The following is an 18,982-nucleotide window of genomic DNA, read 5'->3' as shown; positions in this document are numbered from 1 at the left end:
ACATTGAAGGTACTTTCCTAATATAGAAAAAGCAAATGAAACAGACACATCCTAATGATGTGCTGTTTCATTTGCGGTATATTTTCCGATATTCTGTTGGAGACATTCCTGTCATTTTCTGGAAACAGGTATAGAAATAGCTTCTCGTACTAAATGCAAGTTCATCACTGATTCCCTGAATCGTCTTTTCTGTACTGGACAGAAGGCTTTTTGCCCTCTCAATCTTATTCTTCTGAACATATTCCTTCACACTATTGCCAATTTCTTTTTTAAACTTATGTGAAAAATAATATTCTGTATATCCTGTATTATTTGCGAGATCTGCAATCGAAATTTCTTCTGTCAGATGATTCTTTATATATTCACATGCATTTCTCATCAAATTAGAAACAGACGGATTATTCTTCATTTCCTGTACACGACTAACATAATCATCCAACATCTCTGAACATAATCTGTTCGTATCTGCCATTGATTTGCAGCACTCAATTTTCTTGGCATAATAGTCATTCAGATCATACGCAATATCTGGAGACAACCCTCCATAAATACATGATCTGGAACATAAAGTTAGTAAAACAAGACAATTATTCTTGTGGCTGCGGAGTGCATCTCCAATATTCGCCTTTACACCATGGCTTAAGGTATATGATTTTTGAAGCACTTCTTTGTACTTCAGATTTCCATCTGCCAGCATCTGGCAGAAAAGCTGTTCATTCGCCCATATTCCGGCATGAGAAGTACTTTTTACAGCAACTTTCTCTTGTCCGGATGGATTGTTTGACAAAAAAACGACCTCATTCATTGCAATCCTCTGTTGATTCAGACAATAATGAAGCATTACTGCATACTGTATCACAATATTAGAAGGGACTGTCGGAATTTTTTCAAAAATTGACAGTATTGCAATACGCAGTTTTACAGACAATTCATAAGAATCCAGTTTTTTCTGGAGAAGCAGATGATCATTCTGTCCACAAAAAACCGGACCGACTATGTGGATTCTGACCGGATTTCCATTTTCCAGTTGAAACCCGGCAATCCACATAAGACTGGCATCTGTTTCCAGCACAACTGGAACATATTTTTTTTCAGACAAATGTTGGAAGAGCAAGTCTTTAAAATTCACAAACTCAAAGAAATCGCAGGAAAACAAAGCATTCTCCCAATCTGTTTCCAACAGATTAAAATCCAGATCAAAGCTCCAATGATGCAGTTCATAATTGCAATTAATCAATTCCAGAAAAAAAGAAATCTTATCCTTTGTCTCCATACTACTTTCCTCCTTTGTATTATTCAAAATATGGTGCAAGAAGTTTTCTGTCATTATCGCAATTACAGCGTATAACTGCACCTTCCAATAATTCTGGCTGGTTGCAGACAGAATATAAGATAAACCGGCTCAGAGAAGATTTCAATGCAAGTTTATCTCCTTCTGTCGACTCAAAAAGCACCTCCTGTTCACACTTTGTCACATCTTCCAGAAATGTTTTCAGATTAATTGTATTTTTAAATGGAAACACATATTCCATAAAATGCCCTCCCTTATCTACCTGAAAGATCCAAGATATGTAAGACTCTTTTTCGGTATTCTTGTCTGTGTAGAACGGTCCACTGCAATAAGACCAAATGTCATAGAATATCCTTTCTGCCACTCAAAATTATCCAGCAAACTCCAATGGAAGTACCCTTTTACCGGAATGCCATCCTGAATACAGTTTTGAACACCCTCAAGTGCTTTTTCGATAAACGCAACTCGTCTGCTGTCATCATCTGTCGCAATTCCATTCTCTGTCACAAGCAGCGTTCCTTTAAAATTCTCTGCAACCTTGCGGATTACATGTTCAAGTGCTTCCGGATAAACTTCATAGTTCATCTGGGTAAGTTCAGCTCCTTCCGGAGAAGGCATTCCACCTTCCGGTCCAAATAAAGAACGGGTATAATTCTGTACTCCAAGAAAATCATCATTCTGAATATATGGAAGATAATGTGTGAATTCATTTTCCCATTCTTCTTCAGCAAAAGGCTCTCCTCCTGCCTGGACAGCCTGCATATCATGAAGACTTAAAGTAAGCCCCACCTGAATCTGCGGTGCCAGTTCTCTAATTACTTCTTTTGCAGCCTGATGTGCTTTCATGACAAGAATATCACTCTCCACAGAACGCACTGAAGTAAAATTGGCAACTTTTTCTACGCCAAATACTTTTTTATTTTCTTCTGCTGCTTCCTTCTGCTCCTCCATCATTTTCTGTAAATTAATACCAACCTGAACTGTACCATCTGCATCATCTTTGCCGGCAGTTTCCTGCGCTTTTGCCATCTGTGACATCATCTGGCGTTTATAGCGTTCGGCAATTGCTGTAATCTGCAGTCCCATATTTGCTTCGTTGATTGTGCAAATATAATTAATCTCATCTCCCAGTTTTTCAATCACATAGCGTGTATAACGTGCAAAATCATCAATTGTAGTTTCTGCTTCCCAGCCACCTTTACTAATCAGCCATATCGGGCTTGAAAAATGATGCAATGTAACAACCGGCTCTACCCCATATTTTCTACAACATCTGATTACGCTGCGGTAATGTTCAACTGCCTCTTTGCTGAAAACACCTTCTTCCGGCTCAATCCTCGCCCATTCCAGTGAGAAACGATAAGCATTCAATCCCGCCTCTGCCATTAATTTAATATCTTCTTCGTAACGATTGTAATGATCCACTGCATCCAGAGAAGGCTCTACATAACTTGTATGTTCCATATGTTCCATTGCCCAGCAGTCACTATTTGTGTTGTTTCCCTCTACCTGGTGTGCTGCTGTCGATGCCCCGAGTAAAAATTCTTTTGGAAAATGTGTCATTTAAATATCCTCCTTAATTCTTTATTATTTCACATGTCGCATGAATGACAACAATGTATATTCTGTATAATTTTCATATTCATAATAAATCTTTCTTCTACTTCTTGTGTTAAATAATTAAGGATGATGTTCGTTTTTTCGTTAAATACAGTCTGTATAACGAATTATAATACATTTACACGAAATTAAGAACACAAAATCATAAAATTTGTTGTATTCTTAATAAAAATAGGAAAGAAGGATTAAGATGGCAATAAGAGCAGTACAACAGATTATGCTTGGAAGCGTGACAAAAAACGAAAAAGAAACACTAGAAACATTAAACCGAATAAAAAAAGCCGGCTATGATGGGATTGAGTTGAACGGATTTATGATCCGGCCCACTTCATTTCTGGTTCGTATAATGACAAAGATGGCCGGAATGCCTGTCGGAAAAGGTGGCAATTACGACTGGGCTTCCCTTGTAAAACAAGCAGGGCTTCAGGTTGTCAGTGTCCATGAAGATCTTGGAACTATTCAGCGTGAATCTGACACTGTGATTACCGAAGCAAAAAATTTCGGTACTGACAAAGTTGTTATCACAGGAATGTACCGCTTTGATTATTCAGACAAAAACACTGTATTAAAACTTGCGCGTGATTTAAATGAAGCCGGTAAAACGCTTAAACAATCTGGAATCCACCTGCTTTATCACAATCATAACTGTGAATTTCGTAAAGTGGAGTCTGAGAAAACAGCCTATGACCTTCTGTTCGAAAATACAGATCCCGATCTGGTCGGATTCGAGTTTGATTCCTACTGGCCTACAGAAGCCGGCATATCTGCCATTTCACTTATGAAAAAATTAGGCAGCCGCATGAAATTATACCATATTAATGATCGTGGAACGAGACTGGAAGGAGCATCCATGACACCAATTTTAAAATCTGACAGTATGGAACTTGGCTATGGTAATATGAATTTGAAAGAGCTTGTAACACAGGCGTTGCGTGTAAATGTGGATGCCATTATTCTTGAGAGTCATAAAAACTGGATTGATAAATCTCCTTTAAGATCTTTGGAAGTCAGTTCTGAATTTATGAACCGTGAAATACAAGGACTTTCCTAATATAAAAAAAGCTGGTGCTTCAAACGTTTTTTACGTTGAACGCACCTGCTTCTTTTCTTTTATTACTCACGAATCTTAGGATGTTTCCATGTTGATACATTCATGTGACCTGCCGATAATGCTCCGTCTACAGGAATGGCTGCTCCTGTGATATAACGTGACAAATCACTTGCAAGGAAAAGTGCCAGATATCCACATTCTTCTGGGTTTCCAATCCGTCCTGCCGGACAGTCCTTTGCAAAAAATGCCATTGCCTGCTCCGGAGCATTTCCAAAGATAGACGTCTTCGTATATCCAGGACAGATTGCATTTACAGTAATTCCATATGGGGCATAGTCGAGTGCTGCTGCTTTCGTCATGCCAACAACTCCATGCTTTGTTGCTGTATAAAGAGCCTGTCCTCGCTGTGGGATAAGACCTGCAATGGATGCCACATTGATTAGAAATCCACCCTGACTGTGGGATTTAAAGATTGCTTCTGCCGCATATTTCATTCCGGCGAATACACCTTTACTATTGAGTTCAAAGATTTTGTCATACTCTTCCATCTCATATTCATGCAATGGACGGCCTCCTTGCCCGATTCCTGCATTATTCACAATTCCATCCAGCTTTCCATAATGCTCTACTGTTCTATCAATCAAATTTCTAACCTGACTGTTCTCACTGCAGTCCGTCTGTACAAATATTGCATCTCCACCATTCGCACAGATTTTATCTGCTACTGCCTGTCCCTGTTCTATATTTATATCTGCACAGACTACTTTCATTCTATTTTCTCCGAAAATCTTTGCAACTGCCTCCCCAATTCCGCTGCCCGCTCCTGTAACAATTGCTACTTTTCCATTTACACTTGAAAAATCCATCTTTCTTCTTTCCTTCCTTTATTCTGTGGATTACTGCTTTTTGTTTCTGTAATCCATCACCTGTTTTCTGATAATAGAATAAGAGATGTATATAAACTCAACATAAACTTTTGCTTATAAATATACAAAAAATGATGTTCCTTTTCCTGCTCTGCTCTCCACACGTATAGAACCGCCTGACAATTCGACAATTCTTTTTACAATGGACAATCCAAGTCCAAAGCCCGATGTTTCATGCGAGTCATCCCCCTGATAATAACGTTCAAAAATATGACTCACTATATCATCATCCATTCCCTGTCCCTCATCTTTTACTTCAATCCAGATGCCTTCTTCTGTCTTTCTTCCATTAATAAATATCGTTGTATGTTCCGATGAATACTTTCTGGCATTGTCTAGCAGATTCGTCCAGACTTCATCCAGTAACTCTTCGTTTCCGAAATACCATATCTCTGGAAGATTCACTTCCAGACTGATGTATTTTGTTTCAAAAGCCGGCAACTGCAGAATTGCACAATTCCTTATCTGGGAATCCAGCCGATATTTTTCTTTCTTCTGAATTAGCTCCATATTTTCAAGTTTGGAAAGTAACAGGGTATTCTGGGATAATTGGGATAAACGCCCTGCTTCTTTTGCCATAATATTCAGATATTCTTTTTCCTCTTTTTTTGGGAGCTCATTTACTGCCAAATATTCTGCCATTCCTTTTACAGAGTTAATCGGTGTCTTAAATTCATGGGAAAAATCTTTCATAAACTGCTTCTGCTGCTCATCTGCATTTTTCAGTTCTTTTACCATGCGATTAAAGTTTTCGTAAATTGCTTTATACTCACCTGAATACTTTAATGATAATTCTACATCCAGATTTCCTTTTGCGACCTCATCCAGTCCATTGATCAGTTTTTCCATTCTCCGATACAACATAGCAGAAACAACAGCAAGAACAACGCCACACAGATTTCCCATGGTCTGATAGATTGCAACGCTCCATACTAAAAAATTGTCACTTTTTATATCAAAATAATAATAACGTATAGCTACCGTGACCAGATAGGATGCAACTGCAAAAACATTGACGATAATCCCCAGTCCGACAGCCCAGCGAATTGTACCGATCCGCCTTCTTCCTTCACTTACCATATCTTATTTCTCCTCGATACCCAAGTCCACGTACTGTAACAATTTCAAATTCCTGATAAGAAGCAAACCGCTTCCGCAGACGGTTGATATGCGTTCTTACAGTTGTTTCATCAGAATCTGTTTCATATCCCCAAATGTCATCCAGCAATTGTGTTGTAGTAAATACTTTCTTCGGATAGGACAGAAGTTTAAATAACAAATCAAATTCTTTTTTGGGAAGTGTGATACGTTCTTCCCCACAGCTTACTGTATTGTCATCTTCGCTTATTATCAAATCGCCAATTGTAATTTTCTTTTCCAGATGAATCTGTGATCTTCTCAGAAGTGCACGTACTCTCCACTGAAGTTCTTCGTAATGCACAGGTTTTGTCATATAATCATCAATACCGATTGCGAATCCATTCTTCTTATCTTCCCATTCTTTTTTTGCTGTCAGCATGAGAATCGGAGTTGTTTTATTCATCAGCCGAAATTGTTTTACAAATTCATATCCGTCCATCTTCGGCATCATCACATCTGCAATGACCAGATCTGCTTTCTGATGTTCCAGCTTCTCCAGTGCTTCTACTCCATTGGATGCCTCCACTACATTGTATTCATTTTTCAAATGTAATTTTGTAACCAACCTTGTACTGTAATCATCTTCAATCACTAACACGGTAATCATAATTCCTAACCCCTTATTAAAAATGTAGCCTGATATCAGATATTTCTGATACCAGGCTATATTTCTTGTTACACGACCTGTTTTGCTCTTTCTTTCAAATGTTTTTTTGTCAGAAAGCCGACACGATGGTATCTAAAATCCTGCGTGTACACCGCTGAAGTTCATTCAACGTCAGCGGATATTCCACTTTTCCTTCTTTTGCATTGACAGATTTCACAATATCATCTACATCATTCTGTGAACCTGGCATAATCAGGTCATTTCCTGACTTGATGCAGCCTGCAGAACTGGAATTTCTGTTCATCACAGTTTATAGCTTCCTGCTGTCAAGATTCTTTTTCTTCCATCCGGCAGTGTAACTTCTGCCTCTGTATTGGACGGAATCTCAATTTCATATATTGGTTTATCATTCTCATATTTCCATCCACTGACAATTCTTCCCACTGGTGATTGATAACTTGCTTTTGCATATCCCAGTTGTGGATTCGGCTGTGGTGTTATACTGATTTTTCCTTCATTTAGAGAAATCCCACAAACTCCGGAGAAAAGCCAGCCAGTCACAGCACCGTAAGAATAATGGTTCAATGATTCCTTCACTTCTCCTTTTTCATTGATTCCGTCCCAGGTTTCCCAGATTGTCGTAGCCCCCTTTTTCACTGCATATAACCAGCCAGGCTTCGTGTCCTGCAAAAGCAGTCTGTACGCTGTTTCTATATATCCATACTGCGCCAATACCGGACAAAGGGATGGTGTTGATAAGAATCCGGTATTCAAATGATAATCATTTTTTACTACCAGTGCATTCAGTTCCTCTGCTGCCTGCTTTTTCTCTTCTTCTGTCAGAAGGTTAAAAGAGATTGCACGTACATATTCTGCTTGTCTGTCAGAACTGATTTTTCCATCTTTCAGAGCAATATGCCGGAATGCTTTCTTTGCCATTTGCGCTGTTTTTCTATATGCGGAAGCATCTTCCTCTTTTCCAAGAATAGATGCAATCTCTGAAAGCATTTCTCCAGATTTTGCGAAATACGCAGTTGCCACTTTTCCCTGTGGAGTACGCATTGCATTCGTACTTTCCACATCCGGCTCGCACCACTCACCATAATCAATTCCTGTCTCGATCGTGTATCTGCGGTATGGATTTCTCTTTAACAGCTTCATTGGATTCTTCGGCTTCTGCTTTGCACGTTCTTCAAGAAAGTGATACCACTTTTGCATCATCTCATAGTTTTCTTCAAGAATTCTCTTATCCTGATATCTCTTATAAAGGACATACGGAACAATAATACATGCATCTCCCCATCCGACAGAACCAGCCAACAATTTTGAAAAGAAACTTGGATTATTATTCTTCGGTGCAATATTCGCTACCTTTCCATCCTCATACTGGTTAATTCTACATTCATCCAGCCATTTACGGATTACCGGATAACAGTCTTCAAGATAAATTCCTGTATCCGCAAATACACCCATGTCTCCTGTCCAGGCTGCGCGCTCTCTTGTTGGACAGTCTGTCGGTGCATCACAGAAATTAGACTTCTGACTCCAGATACTGTTCTTAACTAACTGATTGACATCTTCATTGGAACAGGTAAATGTTCCAAGCTGTTCCATCTTTGAATATACCGCAATGGAAGTGAATTTGGCATCGGACAAATTAATCTCTGTTTCAACCAGTGCATAACGGAATCCCCATATTGTAAATTTGGATTTGTAATGATTTTCTCCTTCTTTACAAGTATAAACAACCTGCTGTTTTGTTCCACCTTCTTTATGACGTTTTCTATCCTGAAAATTTTCTGTCGTGAAATTTCCATTTTCATCTAAAGTTTCTCCGTGTGTCAGGACAATTTTATCACCTGCATGGGCATTTACTGTAAATTCAATATAACCCGCAAGATTCTGTCCATAATCAATCACGATTTCACCATTTGGTGTTTTTATAATCTTTCCTTCAAAATGCTCACACTCTACGATTGGTACGCAGTTTGAACATACAAAATTTTCCACGCCAAAGTCTTCCACTTTCACTTCATGATAATCATCTGGCTCTTCCATCGTGGCGTCGATTACTTCTCCCTGCTGCATATCATTTTCCCGGATTGGTCCAGACTGAGAAGCCTTCCAGCTCTCATCCGAGATACATACTGGCTTTCCGTCAACTTCGAGCTGGAAATAAAGTGCAATATCTTCTCCATACAGATTTCTGTCTCCATCAACACCTGAACAACTACGGTACCAGCCATCTCCCAGAATCACCTGCACTTCGTTTTCTCCTTCGTGTACCAGTCCAGATACATCGTAAGTCTGATATGCCAACTTTTTATCATAAGTATAGGTACCCGGTGCCAGCACAAAATTTCCTACTCTTTTTCCATTGATTGAAGCTTCATATAACCCATGACAAGTAATGTAAAGTCTTGCTCTACCTGCTTTTTCAAGGAAAAATGAAGTTTTCAGACAGCTTGCCGGCTTGTGCACTTTCGGATCACAGACCAGTTCCGGATTGATCCATTTTGCCACAAACTGATTTTTTTCAAGAATTCCCAGCTCAAAGACTCCTTCCTTACTCCATTCTCCTTCTTTTCCGTTTTCGTCCCAAAGACGTACTTTCCAGGAAATGTTCTGTCTGCTTTCTGCTTCTTTCCCGAATGTAGTATGCATCTCATCTGACTCTTTTTTCCCACTGTTCCAAACCACTTTTCCATCAGATACTGCCTCAATCTCATAAGCTGTCTGCTTTTTTCCCTCTTCACAGTTCCAGGAAAGATATGGCGTCCGGATATCAATTCCGATTGGATCTACTAAATGTTCTGTTCTTAAATTTACTGCTTTCATCTATGCTTCTAATGCTCCTTTACAGTCTGACAACCTGTCCTTTTGTAATTCCATTTTCATTGTAAGAATCTACTCGCACAAAATACTCTTGTGCTTTCACAAGTGCCCCGATTCTTTTCTTTATCACATGATTCTTTTTTGCCTGTACATCTTCTGTATCACGGTAAATCTGATAACTGTGATACAGTTTATTCTCTTCATGTCCCCAGAGAATATTATAACCAATGGCATCCTTCTTTCCTTCAATCGTAAGAAGAAGATCCAGCCGGTCTTCACTTCTTTTCGCTGTGAACTCCGGTACCTCTGCTTTTTCTCCATCCCCCAGACCAAATACACGTACCCCGGAGATGCATGGTGCCACATCATATGGAATCTCAAGGATTGTAAGACGCAGGAAACGTACCTGGATTCCATTTTCCCTAACAATAAAATCATGTGGAAGATCTGTCACTGCCTCTGATTTATCCTCAATTGTAAAATATTCAATTCCATCTGTTGAGCCTTCAAACTTCCATCTTGTACACAACTCTCGCTCTTCAATATATCTCGGCTGTGTAACAGAGCCCTGTATTTTTCCCGGTGAAGTAATCGGAAGATCATCATCTGCAAAATTAATCTGGACGGCTCTTACGTCCATTACCTGCTCCAGATCCACCTCAAGCCACTGTCCGCTTTCTGCTGTCTTTGCCCTCCACCAGGTCTGAGAATCCTCATCTACTGTTTGCTCTGCGCCCTTTCCCTCTTCGTTGGAAGAACATTTCACAGGTTTCGCATAACTAAGGAGATACCAGTCCGGCTCTTTCCACGGATCATTGCATCCCTCTGCTACAGCTCTTGGCCAGTCTCCATAATTCTGATTGCAGAACAATTCCCCATCTGCATCAAAGCCGGCCGGCCAGATACCTACACGCCGCTCAAACTGGTGGTTTACACTGATTCTCATCGTTGAAGTGTGCCAGAGATTTCCTTCTTTATCCCACATAGTTGAACCATGTCCTGCTCCCGGCATAAATCCACCCGGATGATAGGAAAACGGATTATTCTTTGCAAGTTCAAATGGGCCAAGCGGTGAATCTGACATATAGACACCATCTGCATAGACATTATACTCAGCCCCCGGACATGCATACTGAAGGTAATATTTTCCATTCTGCTTATCCATCCACGCTCCTTCAATAAATGCTCTTCTTGTAAACATTCCCCGAATCTGTGGAATCATCTGTTTTGGTATCTGATCTACGCTAATTCCGTTCTGCTTCACAAATTCTTGGAACATCATCTCCACTTCTTCCTCGCTTTTCGGAAATTCACAATGATCCACGCCCATCCGTTCATAACCTCTTTCATAGGCATTACCAGATAAAAGGTCAATCCGTTCTGTCTTTGGAACCATCGTAACCGGATCCAGCTCGACACCCCAGACCGATGTAATATTAGAACATCCCCAATAAAAATATACTCTTCCGTCTTCATCAAAGAATAAATTCGGATCCCAGAAATCAAACGTTCCTGGAATTTCCTCATATGGTCCGTTTATAATATCTTTTGTTCTGTAATAATTACAGTTTTCTCCTTTTTTGGATGCACAGAAATAGACATAATCTCCACATACCCTTGCATCCGGTGCATAATCATAAAGAGGCAGATTATCCGGTAATCTGTAAGACTCCCAGTTCACCATATCCTCTGATACCCATACGCTAAGATTCATTGACGCGAAGATATAATATTTTCCCTGAAATAAAATCATAGAAGGATCCGCCGCTTCCCTGTCAATTTGTAATTTCCCATGGGAGCGTGGATCCATATTGAATTGATAGCGATACGGAACGTTAATTGGATTACAATAATATTTCATATATATTTCCTCCTGAAGAATAAAATTTCCGATAAGTAATCTTACTGTAATTGTAATTCTACTTTATCTTATTTCTTACTGCGTTCCGTTTTTCGCTAAGATGTTTATTTTTTTGTTAAATATTTTGTTGTATCAGTAATAATCATTTTTGAACATTTTTTTCTACGTCACTCTTTTTCCTCTTTCAGCACAATTTTACGACATTTCATAATAATGTGCGTAAATTCCGCCTTTTGCCAGCAGTTCTTCGTGTGTTCCACGCTCTGCGATTCCTGTATCAGCCACTACCAATATCTCATCTGCATTACGGACAGTTGATAATCTATGTGCGATCGTAATCGTGGTTCTATCTTTTGCCAGCTCATCCAGACTCTTCTGAATAAATCTCTCACTCTCATTATCCAGCGCACTGGTAGCCTCATCTAAAATTAAAATGGAAGGGTTCTTTAAAAATACTCTTGCAATCGAAATTCTCTGTTTCTGCCCTCCTGATAATCTTGTTCCACGTTCTCCTACAAAAGTTTCATAACCATCCGGCAATTCCATAATAAAATCATGGATATTCGCCCTCTTTGCTGCAGCTATGATTTCTTCCATCGACGCACCCGGCTTTCCATATGCAATGTTATCACGAATACTTCCGCAGAATAAGTAGACATCCTGCTGTACCAGCCCTATCTGGCTACGCAGACTCTTTAAAGTCAGTTCTCTTACATCTTTTCCATCAATCGTAATACGTCCGCCGGTCACATCATAGAATCTTGGAAGCAGTGAACAGATTGTTGTCTTTCCACTTCCCGACGGTCCCACAAGCGCAATTGATTTTCCTGCCGGAATATCAATAGACACATCCGCAAGTACCAGTGTATCGTCATCACTATAATGAAAGGAAACGTCTTCATAACGTACATGTCCTTTTACATTCTCCAGCGGCTTTGCATCCTTAGCATCTACAATCTCTGGTTCTGTCTCAACTACATCTAAGAATCTTCTAAATCCAGACAATCCTTTCTGCATCATCTCTGTTAACTCCACCAGAATCTGGATCGGACTGATAAAGATTCCGATATATAAAGCATACATCGCAAGGTCAGCGGCTTCCATCTGTCCATGTGCGATCAGCCATCCACCAAATACAAGCGTCATCAGATACATCATTCCCTGGAAGAATAGATTTCCACTCATAAAACTGCCCATACAACGATAATTGGCATCTTTTGAAATCAAAAATCCCTGATTACTCTTTTTAAACTTCTCCCGCTCAATATCTTCATTTGCAAAAGACTGCACTACACGGATTCCCGCTAATGTATCCTGCAGGCTTGAGTTCAAATCCCCAATCTTACGTCTGTTGTCCATAAATGTTGCCTGCATCTTGCGGTTCTGTCCATAAGAAAAAATCACCATAAATACTACCAGTATCAAAAGAGGAATTGCCAGTTTCCAGTTGATCAGGAACAAAAATACAAAAGAGCCGATGATCTTTATTAATGAAATAAATAAATTTTCCGGTCCATGATGTGCAAACTCTGAAATATCAAAAAGATCTGACACCAGTTTACTCATCGTCTGTCCAGAATTATTCTTATTGTAATAAGAAAATGATAATTTCTCATAATGATCAAACAACTGCTGACGCATGTCACTCTCCATACGTGCCCCCATCATATGCCCTTGGTAGCTGACATAATATTTACATCCTGTCTGAATCAAATACATTACAAACAAAATCACTGCCATCGGCAATAAAGCTTGCAGGATTGCGGCAGAACTCTCCGTAAATAAAGTCTTCGTTAGTATCCGCAAAATCTGCGGAAATGCCAGGTCAACCAGACTGATTACAGCAGCACAGATCAAATCCAGAAAAAATACACCTTTGTACGGTCCATAATATTGAATAAATTTTTTTAACGTATGCATATCAATCTCCATTTCTTTCAAATTAATCCGTTATATTATATCACAATGGGACCATTTGGGGACGGAGTTTAGCGGCTTTTTTGTAAAAAAAAGCCGCTAAACTCCGTCCCCAAATGGTCTACGATGCCAAATCATGATGGATTGTTCCATCATAATCGAACATGATTGTTTTTGTCATCATTTATTTTCCTGTCTTTTAAAGCTGCTTCATCAGATTGACCATTTCGATCGCAGATAATGCACAGTCATAGCCTTTATTTCCTGCTTTGCTTCCTGCACGCGCAATAGCCTGTTCGATATTCTCAGTCGTGATTACTCCAAATAAGACCGGAATCCCTGTTGCAAGTTCAACCTGTGCGATTCCCTTGGCAGATTCATTGCACACCAGATCATAATGTGAAGTATCTCCACGGATGACAGCTCCCACACAGATAACTGCATCATATTTTCCTGACTGTGCCATTTTCTGTGCTGTAAGCGGGATCTCAAATGCTCCCGGCACCCATGCTGCAGTAATATTCTCTTCTTCTACTCCATGTCTTACCAATCCGTCGACTGCCCCTCCCAATAATTTATTCACAATAATTTCATTGAATCTCGCTGCCACGATACCAACCTTCATTCCCTCCGGTGCTACTACTTTTCCTTCTACTAAATTAATCTGTCTCATTTTTTCTTCCTCCTGATATTTGTTGTTTTTTATAAATTTATTTCTTTAAAAATATGCCCCATCTTTTCCTGCTTCGTTTTCATATACTTCCTGTCATACTTTTGTACCGGAATCTCCAGCGGTACTCTCTCATTGATCTTCAGCCCAAATTCACCAAGTCCATAAACTTTATCCGGGTTATTTGTCAGTAATCTTAATGATTTTACACCAAGGTCTGACAGTATCTGTGCCCCAACCCAGTACTCTCTGAGATCCGGTGCAAACCCTAACTTCACATTAGCCTCCACAGTATCGTATCCTTGTTCCTGAAGTGCATAAGCTTTGATCTTATTGATTAGTCCGATTCCTCTGCCTTCCTGTCTCATATACAGAATGATTCCCCTGCCTTCCGCCTCTACCTGGCGCATCGCGGTCTGCAGCTGCAGACCACAGTCACATCTAAGCGATCCGAATGCATCTCCTGTCAGGCACTCCGAATGTACCCGGCAAAGCACATCCTCACCATCTCCCAGATCACCTTTTACCAGTGCCACATGATGCTCTCCTGTAATGTCATTGATATAACCATACATTTTAAAATCACCGTACTGCGTTGGGAGGTTTGCAGCTGCTTCCTCCTTTACATGCTTTTCATGTATTCTTATATAATCCTGCAGATCACGGATCGTAATAAATGTAAGGTTATGCTCTTTTGCCATTTCCCATAGCTGTGATGTACGCATCATAGTTCCATCTTCTTTCATAACTTCGCAGCACACGCCACATTCTTTCAGTCCGGCAAGTCTCATAAGATCTGTTGTTGCCTCCGTATGACCATTTCGTACCAGAACCCCGCCTTTTCTGGAAATAAGCGGAAATACATGTCCCGGTCTTCTGAAATCCTCCGGTTTTGACTTATCATCCACACACTTCATAATAGTATAGGAGCGCTCTGCCGCAGAGATACCTGTAGTTGTATCTGCGTGATCTACTGCTACGGTAAATGCTGTGCCGTGATTGTCCGTGTTCTCAGCAACCATCGGCGGAAAGTTCAATCTCGCCGCAATTTCTGCACTCATAGGTGTACAGATAAGACCTTTTGCATAAGTCGCCATGAAATTAATATTTTCCTGGGTTGCAAACTCTGCCGCACATATCAGATCTCCCTCATTTTCTCTGTTCGGATCATCTGTGACCAGAACTATTTTCCCTTCCTTAAGATCCCTAAGTGCCTCTTCAATTGTGTTGTACTGATAATTTTGTGACATAGTGTATATCCTCCTGTTCTAAAACCCGAATTCTTCAAGAAACTTCATCGTAATTCTGGATTCTTTTTTCTCTTCGTTATTTTTTCTGATGACAAGCAATTTTTCTACATATTTTCCAATCATATCATTTTCCAGATTAACCAGATCCCCCGGCACCTTTTCCAAAAGTGTTGTTTCTTCTCCTGTATGTGGAATGACCGACACCTGAAAACCAGCTTCATCAACCCTTGCAACTGTCAGGCTAATCCCATCAATACAGACGGAGCCTTTTTCCACGATCAGATGCAAAATCTGCGGCGATGTCTCAATTGATACCCAGATGGCATTTTCTTCCCGGATCATGGAACGTATCACGCCAGTCCCATCAATATGACCACTTACTATGTGTCCCCCGAACCTGCCATCTGCAGCCATTGCACGTTCCAGGTTTACCTTGCTTCCGGCTTTACAGCTGCCAAGACTGCTTCTTCTGATCGTCTCTGCCATCACATCTGCAGTAAAGCCGTCTGGCTGGATCGACGTAACTGTCAGACACACACCATTTACAGCAATACTGTCACCGATCCTTGTTCCTTCCAGAACTTTCCGAGCTTTCACTGCCAGGATTCCTGATTCTCCTGTCAGCTGTATATAACGGACTTTTCCTTTCTCTTCTACGATTCCTGTAAACATGATTCCTCCTGTTTTTTCTCACACACCTGACATCTTATCCGGATATCCTCACCAATCTGGCGGATATCTGTATATTTCAGTTCCACTGCTTCAGACGGGAATTCAACTCCGATACCTTCTACCGGTGTCTTCCCGGCCACACCGCCAAACAGCTTTGGTGCCACAAAAGCCTGTACTTCCTTTACAATTCCGGCTCGCAGGGCACTGTCATTTAACGTCCCGCCTCCCTCCAGTAGGATGCTGTCAATACCTCTGTTCCCAAGATCTGTCATCAGTTTCTTAAGGTCTACCTGCTCCTTTTCATCCGGACAGTAAATGGTCTCAACTCCCATGGTATGTAATATTTTTATTTTTTCTTCTGTATTTTTCTGAGTTGCATAAGCCACGATCGTCCGGTACTTTTTTGCACTTTTTACGATCTGACTGTCCGGACGGATCCTGAGCTTACTGTCGCACACAATCCTTATAGGACTTTTCCAGTCTTCTACCCGGACGTTTAACATCGGATCATCTGCAAGCACAGTTCCAATACCTGCCATGATCCCCATGTACTGATGCCGCATATGCTGTACTTCTTTTCTTGCTGCTTCTGAGGTAATCCATTTTGATGCTCCTGTCTTCGTTGCAATCTTCCCATCCATTGTCATGGCATACTTCATCACCACATAAGGTGTTTTCGTAGTAATATAATGGAAAAACACTGGATTCAGCTGATTACATTCTTCTCTCATAAAATCTTCAACTACTGTTACACCTGCTTTCCTTAACATCTGCACACCTTTTCCTGCCACTTTCGGATTCGGATCTCGGGAACCGATTACCACCTTTCTGATCTTCTGTTCAATAATCGCTTCCGTACATGGAGGTGTTTTTCCATGATGACAGCAAGGCTCCAGCGTGACATAAATCACTGCACCTTCTGCTGATTCTGTAAGGGAAGCAATTGCATTACGTTCCGCGTGAAGTTCTCCATACTTTTTATGATAGCCTTCTCCGATGATTCTTCCGTCTTTTACGATCACTGCCCCTACCATCGGATTGGGATTCGTCCAGCCTTCTCCTTTTTTTGCCAGATGAATCGCCCTAAGCATATATTCCTGATCTGTCATTTTTATTCCTTCTTTCCTATTCCTGTTCTTTGCCTGGTACGCAGAAGCTTTTAGACCTGTGCAATCGGATTCACAGACAAGTAAATGCTATCTTTATTGCGAAAAAGATGTACTAGATACAAAAAAAGCCTGCAGAAATATCTGCAGGGTGGAATTGATCTGTTGCATTTGATTGATAAATGAATGTCTGATTTCCAATATAAAAAGCTCTGAAATGGATCACCATCTCAGAGCTCTGATACTACATTCATTCAAAAAATCAACTGTACTATCATCTTCTTCCATCCAGACTGTACTGTCGGCCCCGGAATCTCACCGGATCATACCTTTCGGCTCGCGGGCTCTACCGCCGGTAGGGAATTTCACCCTGCCCTGAAGATATCTTTTGTTCATTTTAATACTTTTTCTGTAATTTGTAAAGTGCAATTTTTATTTTACTCATTCCAATAGAACGCGGAGTACAGACACTCTTTCATCGCTTGCTTTGATACATGAGTTTGTCCGCTCTTTTGAGTATGTGATATGCTCTTTGCAATATCGGTCAGAACCAAATCTCCAATGTCATGTTCCAGATCTCCGTCCCCAAATGGTCTATTCTCCCCAGACTTCTTCTGCTATTTCTTTTACAAGTCTGAGTTTTTCCCATTGTTCTTCTTCTGTCAGTTTATTTCCAATCTCACAAGAAGCAAATCCACACTGTGGACTTAAACACAATCTGTCTAATGGAACATATCTGGCAGCTTCATTTATTCTCTTAATCACCGTTTTTTTATCTTCAAGTACCGGGGATTTTGTTGTAATAAGTCCTAATACTACGGTCTTATCTTCTGATACTTTTGCAAGTGGTGCGAATCCTCCTGATCTTTCGTCGTCATATTCAAGAAACAGTGCATCTACATTTTCTTTTGCAAATACGTAATCAGCTACTGTATCATATGGTCCGCTTGTAAAAAATGTGGAATGATAATTGCCTCTGCAAATATGTGAAGTGATCACCATATCTTCTGGTTTTCCTTCCAATGCCAAATTATTTACTTCAAGTAACTGTTGCTTTACATCCTCAAGATTTTCTCCCAACGATTTATAACGAATTGCTGCTGCATCACCGACTACTGCACCCCATGTACAATCATCCAATTGAAGATTTCGGCATCCTGCATCATAAAATTGTTTAATGACCTCCTGATATGCTTTTCCGATATCCTTAATCAACTCCTCATTTGTTGCATAATATTTTCTTGTATTTTCCAGATTCATTGGAACAACCATCTGCTGGAATGTCTGTGCCGGTGCCGGAATGGTATATTTTGCAACTGTATTTTCATCTTCAAACTGTTTTAAAAATTTGAAATATTCTACAAATGGATGTGCTTTTGCCTTGATTTTTCCTACAAGATAGGTGTCGTCAAGTACTGCTAACTCTGCATCAAACTGTACTCCATTTCCTGTGTTTTCATGTGCAACACCTTCCAGTCCCCACATAAAATCAAGATGCCAGAAAGTTCTTCTAAATTCTCCATCGGTGATTACATGAAATCCAAGTTCTTTCTGTTTTGCTACAACTTTTGTAATCTCTTCATTCACAATTTCATCGTATGCTTCCTGTGTAATTTCATTATTTTGAAATGAAATCTTTGCCTCCTTCAATCTCTGCGGTCTTAAAAAGCTTCCCACAAAATCGTATCTATATGGTGTTGTTATTTTACCCATAATCATGTCCTCCGTTTTTTGTTTTGAATCTGAAGACATTCTAACATCTTCACCATAACTTGAAAAATACTTAAAAATTGCATTTGTCCATAGTTTAAAGCTATGGCAGGGCCATTTAGGGACGGAGAGCCGGTTAGGGGGACCATTTGGGGACGGAGTTTAGTGGCTTTTTTGAATCAAAAAAGCCACTAAACTCTGGTATGATTCCCCTTAAGTAGACAAGGTAAATAACCAAAATCTACTTAAGGGGGTTTTTTATGTCTAAATATTCAAAAGAAATAATTATAAAAGTATGTGAAGAATACTTATATGGAAACCTTTCA

16 protein-coding genes and 1 riboswitch are annotated in these 18,982 nt (G+C 40.1%); of the genes, 1 reads left to right on the top strand and 15 read right to left on the bottom strand.

The window, feature by feature from the left end; all coding sequences use genetic code 11:
- Window positions 1-67: 67 nt before the first annotated feature.
- Genes D8Q48_RS11705 through D8Q48_RS11695 form a run of 3 tightly spaced genes read right to left on the bottom strand, consistent with a single transcriptional unit; the run spans window position 68 to window position 2,854 of the window.
- Window positions 68-1,273 (bottom strand): AraC family transcriptional regulator, encoded by a 1,206-nt coding sequence (locus tag D8Q48_RS11705; RefSeq protein ID WP_117991517.1) that lies wholly within the window; start codon window positions 1,271-1,273, stop codon window positions 68-70.
- 19 nt (window positions 1,274-1,292) lie between these two features.
- Window positions 1,293-1,532, bottom strand: coding sequence for a hypothetical protein (locus D8Q48_RS11700; protein WP_117991520.1), 240 nt, complete (start codon window positions 1,530-1,532; stop codon window positions 1,293-1,295).
- Between the two features lie 17 nt (window positions 1,533-1,549).
- On the bottom strand, window positions 1,550-2,854 hold the full coding sequence (locus D8Q48_RS11695) for a family 1 glycosylhydrolase (protein ID WP_121056583.1): 1,305 nt from the start codon (window positions 2,852-2,854) through the stop codon (window positions 1,550-1,552).
- Between the two features lie 247 nt (window positions 2,855-3,101).
- Here D8Q48_RS11695 and D8Q48_RS11690 point away from each other — a divergent pair, with 247 nt between their 5' ends.
- Complete coding sequence (locus tag D8Q48_RS11690; protein ID WP_117991525.1) at window positions 3,102-3,962, top strand: sugar phosphate isomerase/epimerase; 861 nt, start codon at window positions 3,102-3,104, stop codon at window positions 3,960-3,962.
- Window positions 3,963-4,024: 62 nt separating this feature from the next.
- Here the strand turns inward: D8Q48_RS11690 and D8Q48_RS11685 are convergent, their stop codons facing one another.
- The 12 genes from D8Q48_RS11685 to D8Q48_RS11630 form a co-directional block, all read right to left on the bottom strand.
- Window positions 4,025-4,828 (bottom strand): SDR family NAD(P)-dependent oxidoreductase, encoded by an 804-nt coding sequence (locus tag D8Q48_RS11685; RefSeq protein WP_121056581.1) that lies wholly within the window; start codon window positions 4,826-4,828, stop codon window positions 4,025-4,027.
- A 114-nt stretch (window positions 4,829-4,942) separates the two neighbouring features.
- Window positions 4,943-5,968, bottom strand: a complete 1,026-nt coding sequence (locus D8Q48_RS11680) for a HAMP domain-containing sensor histidine kinase (protein WP_121056579.1) — start codon at window positions 5,966-5,968, stop codon at window positions 4,943-4,945.
- A complete protein-coding gene (locus D8Q48_RS11675) occupies window positions 5,958-6,635 on the bottom strand; it encodes a response regulator transcription factor (RefSeq protein WP_117991572.1) in 678 nt (225 codons plus the stop codon). The genes D8Q48_RS11680 and D8Q48_RS11675 overlap by 11 nt, the downstream gene beginning before the upstream one ends.
- 109 nt (window positions 6,636-6,744) lie before the next feature.
- Entirely contained in the window at window positions 6,745-6,942 is a 198-nt protein-coding gene (locus tag D8Q48_RS11670; RefSeq protein WP_130647837.1) for a hypothetical protein, read from the bottom strand.
- The gene (locus D8Q48_RS11665) at window positions 6,939-9,473 is read right to left on the bottom strand and encodes an alpha-L-rhamnosidase (RefSeq protein WP_121056574.1); all 2,535 of its coding nucleotides are present in this window, start codon (window positions 9,471-9,473) and stop codon (window positions 6,939-6,941) included. Before D8Q48_RS11665 ends, D8Q48_RS11670 begins: the two co-directional genes overlap by 4 nt.
- Before the next feature lie 19 nt (window positions 9,474-9,492).
- Window positions 9,493-11,331 carry a family 43 glycosylhydrolase gene (locus tag D8Q48_RS11660; RefSeq protein ID WP_121056573.1) on the bottom strand — a complete coding sequence of 613 codons (1,839 nt, stop codon included), beginning with the start codon at window positions 11,329-11,331 and terminating at the stop codon, window positions 9,493-9,495.
- A gap of 195 nt (window positions 11,332-11,526) precedes the next feature.
- Complete coding sequence (locus D8Q48_RS11655) at window positions 11,527-13,251, bottom strand: ABC transporter ATP-binding protein (protein WP_121056571.1); 1,725 nt, start codon at window positions 13,249-13,251, stop codon at window positions 11,527-11,529.
- 196 nt (window positions 13,252-13,447) lie between these two features.
- On the bottom strand, window positions 13,448-13,921 hold the full coding sequence (ribE, locus tag D8Q48_RS11650; RefSeq protein ID WP_006427673.1) for a 6,7-dimethyl-8-ribityllumazine synthase: 474 nt from the start codon (window positions 13,919-13,921) through the stop codon (window positions 13,448-13,450).
- Between the two features lie 29 nt (window positions 13,922-13,950).
- Entirely contained in the window at window positions 13,951-15,168 is a 1,218-nt protein-coding gene (locus tag D8Q48_RS11645) for a bifunctional 3,4-dihydroxy-2-butanone-4-phosphate synthase/GTP cyclohydrolase II (RefSeq protein ID WP_118725145.1), read from the bottom strand.
- An 18-nt stretch (window positions 15,169-15,186) separates the two neighbouring features.
- Complete coding sequence (gene ribE / locus D8Q48_RS11640; protein ID WP_121056569.1) at window positions 15,187-15,840, bottom strand: riboflavin synthase; 654 nt, start codon at window positions 15,838-15,840, stop codon at window positions 15,187-15,189.
- Window positions 15,822-16,949, bottom strand: coding sequence for a bifunctional diaminohydroxyphosphoribosylaminopyrimidine deaminase/5-amino-6-(5-phosphoribosylamino)uracil reductase RibD (ribD, locus tag D8Q48_RS11635; RefSeq protein ID WP_121056567.1), 1,128 nt, complete (start codon window positions 16,947-16,949; stop codon window positions 15,822-15,824). The genes ribE (D8Q48_RS11640) and ribD overlap by 19 nt, the downstream gene beginning before the upstream one ends.
- 269 nt (window positions 16,950-17,218) lie before the next feature.
- Window positions 17,219-17,333, bottom strand: a riboswitch (FMN riboswitch).
- A 207-nt stretch (window positions 17,334-17,540) separates the two neighbouring features.
- Window positions 17,541-18,659: a 5-methyltetrahydropteroyltriglutamate--homocysteine S-methyltransferase gene (locus D8Q48_RS11630; protein WP_118688743.1), complete on the bottom strand. Its 1,119-nt coding sequence runs from the start codon at window positions 18,657-18,659 to the stop codon at window positions 17,541-17,543.
- Window positions 18,660-18,982: the final 323 nt, after the last annotated feature.

Origin of the sequence: Ruminococcus sp. B05 (assembly GCF_003628495.1) — a bacterium.
Classification (GTDB): Bacteria; Bacillota; Clostridia; order Lachnospirales; family Lachnospiraceae; genus Schaedlerella; species Schaedlerella hominis.
Note: the sequence above shows the minus strand (reverse complement) of the source record. Positions and strands in the feature narration are given on the sequence as shown.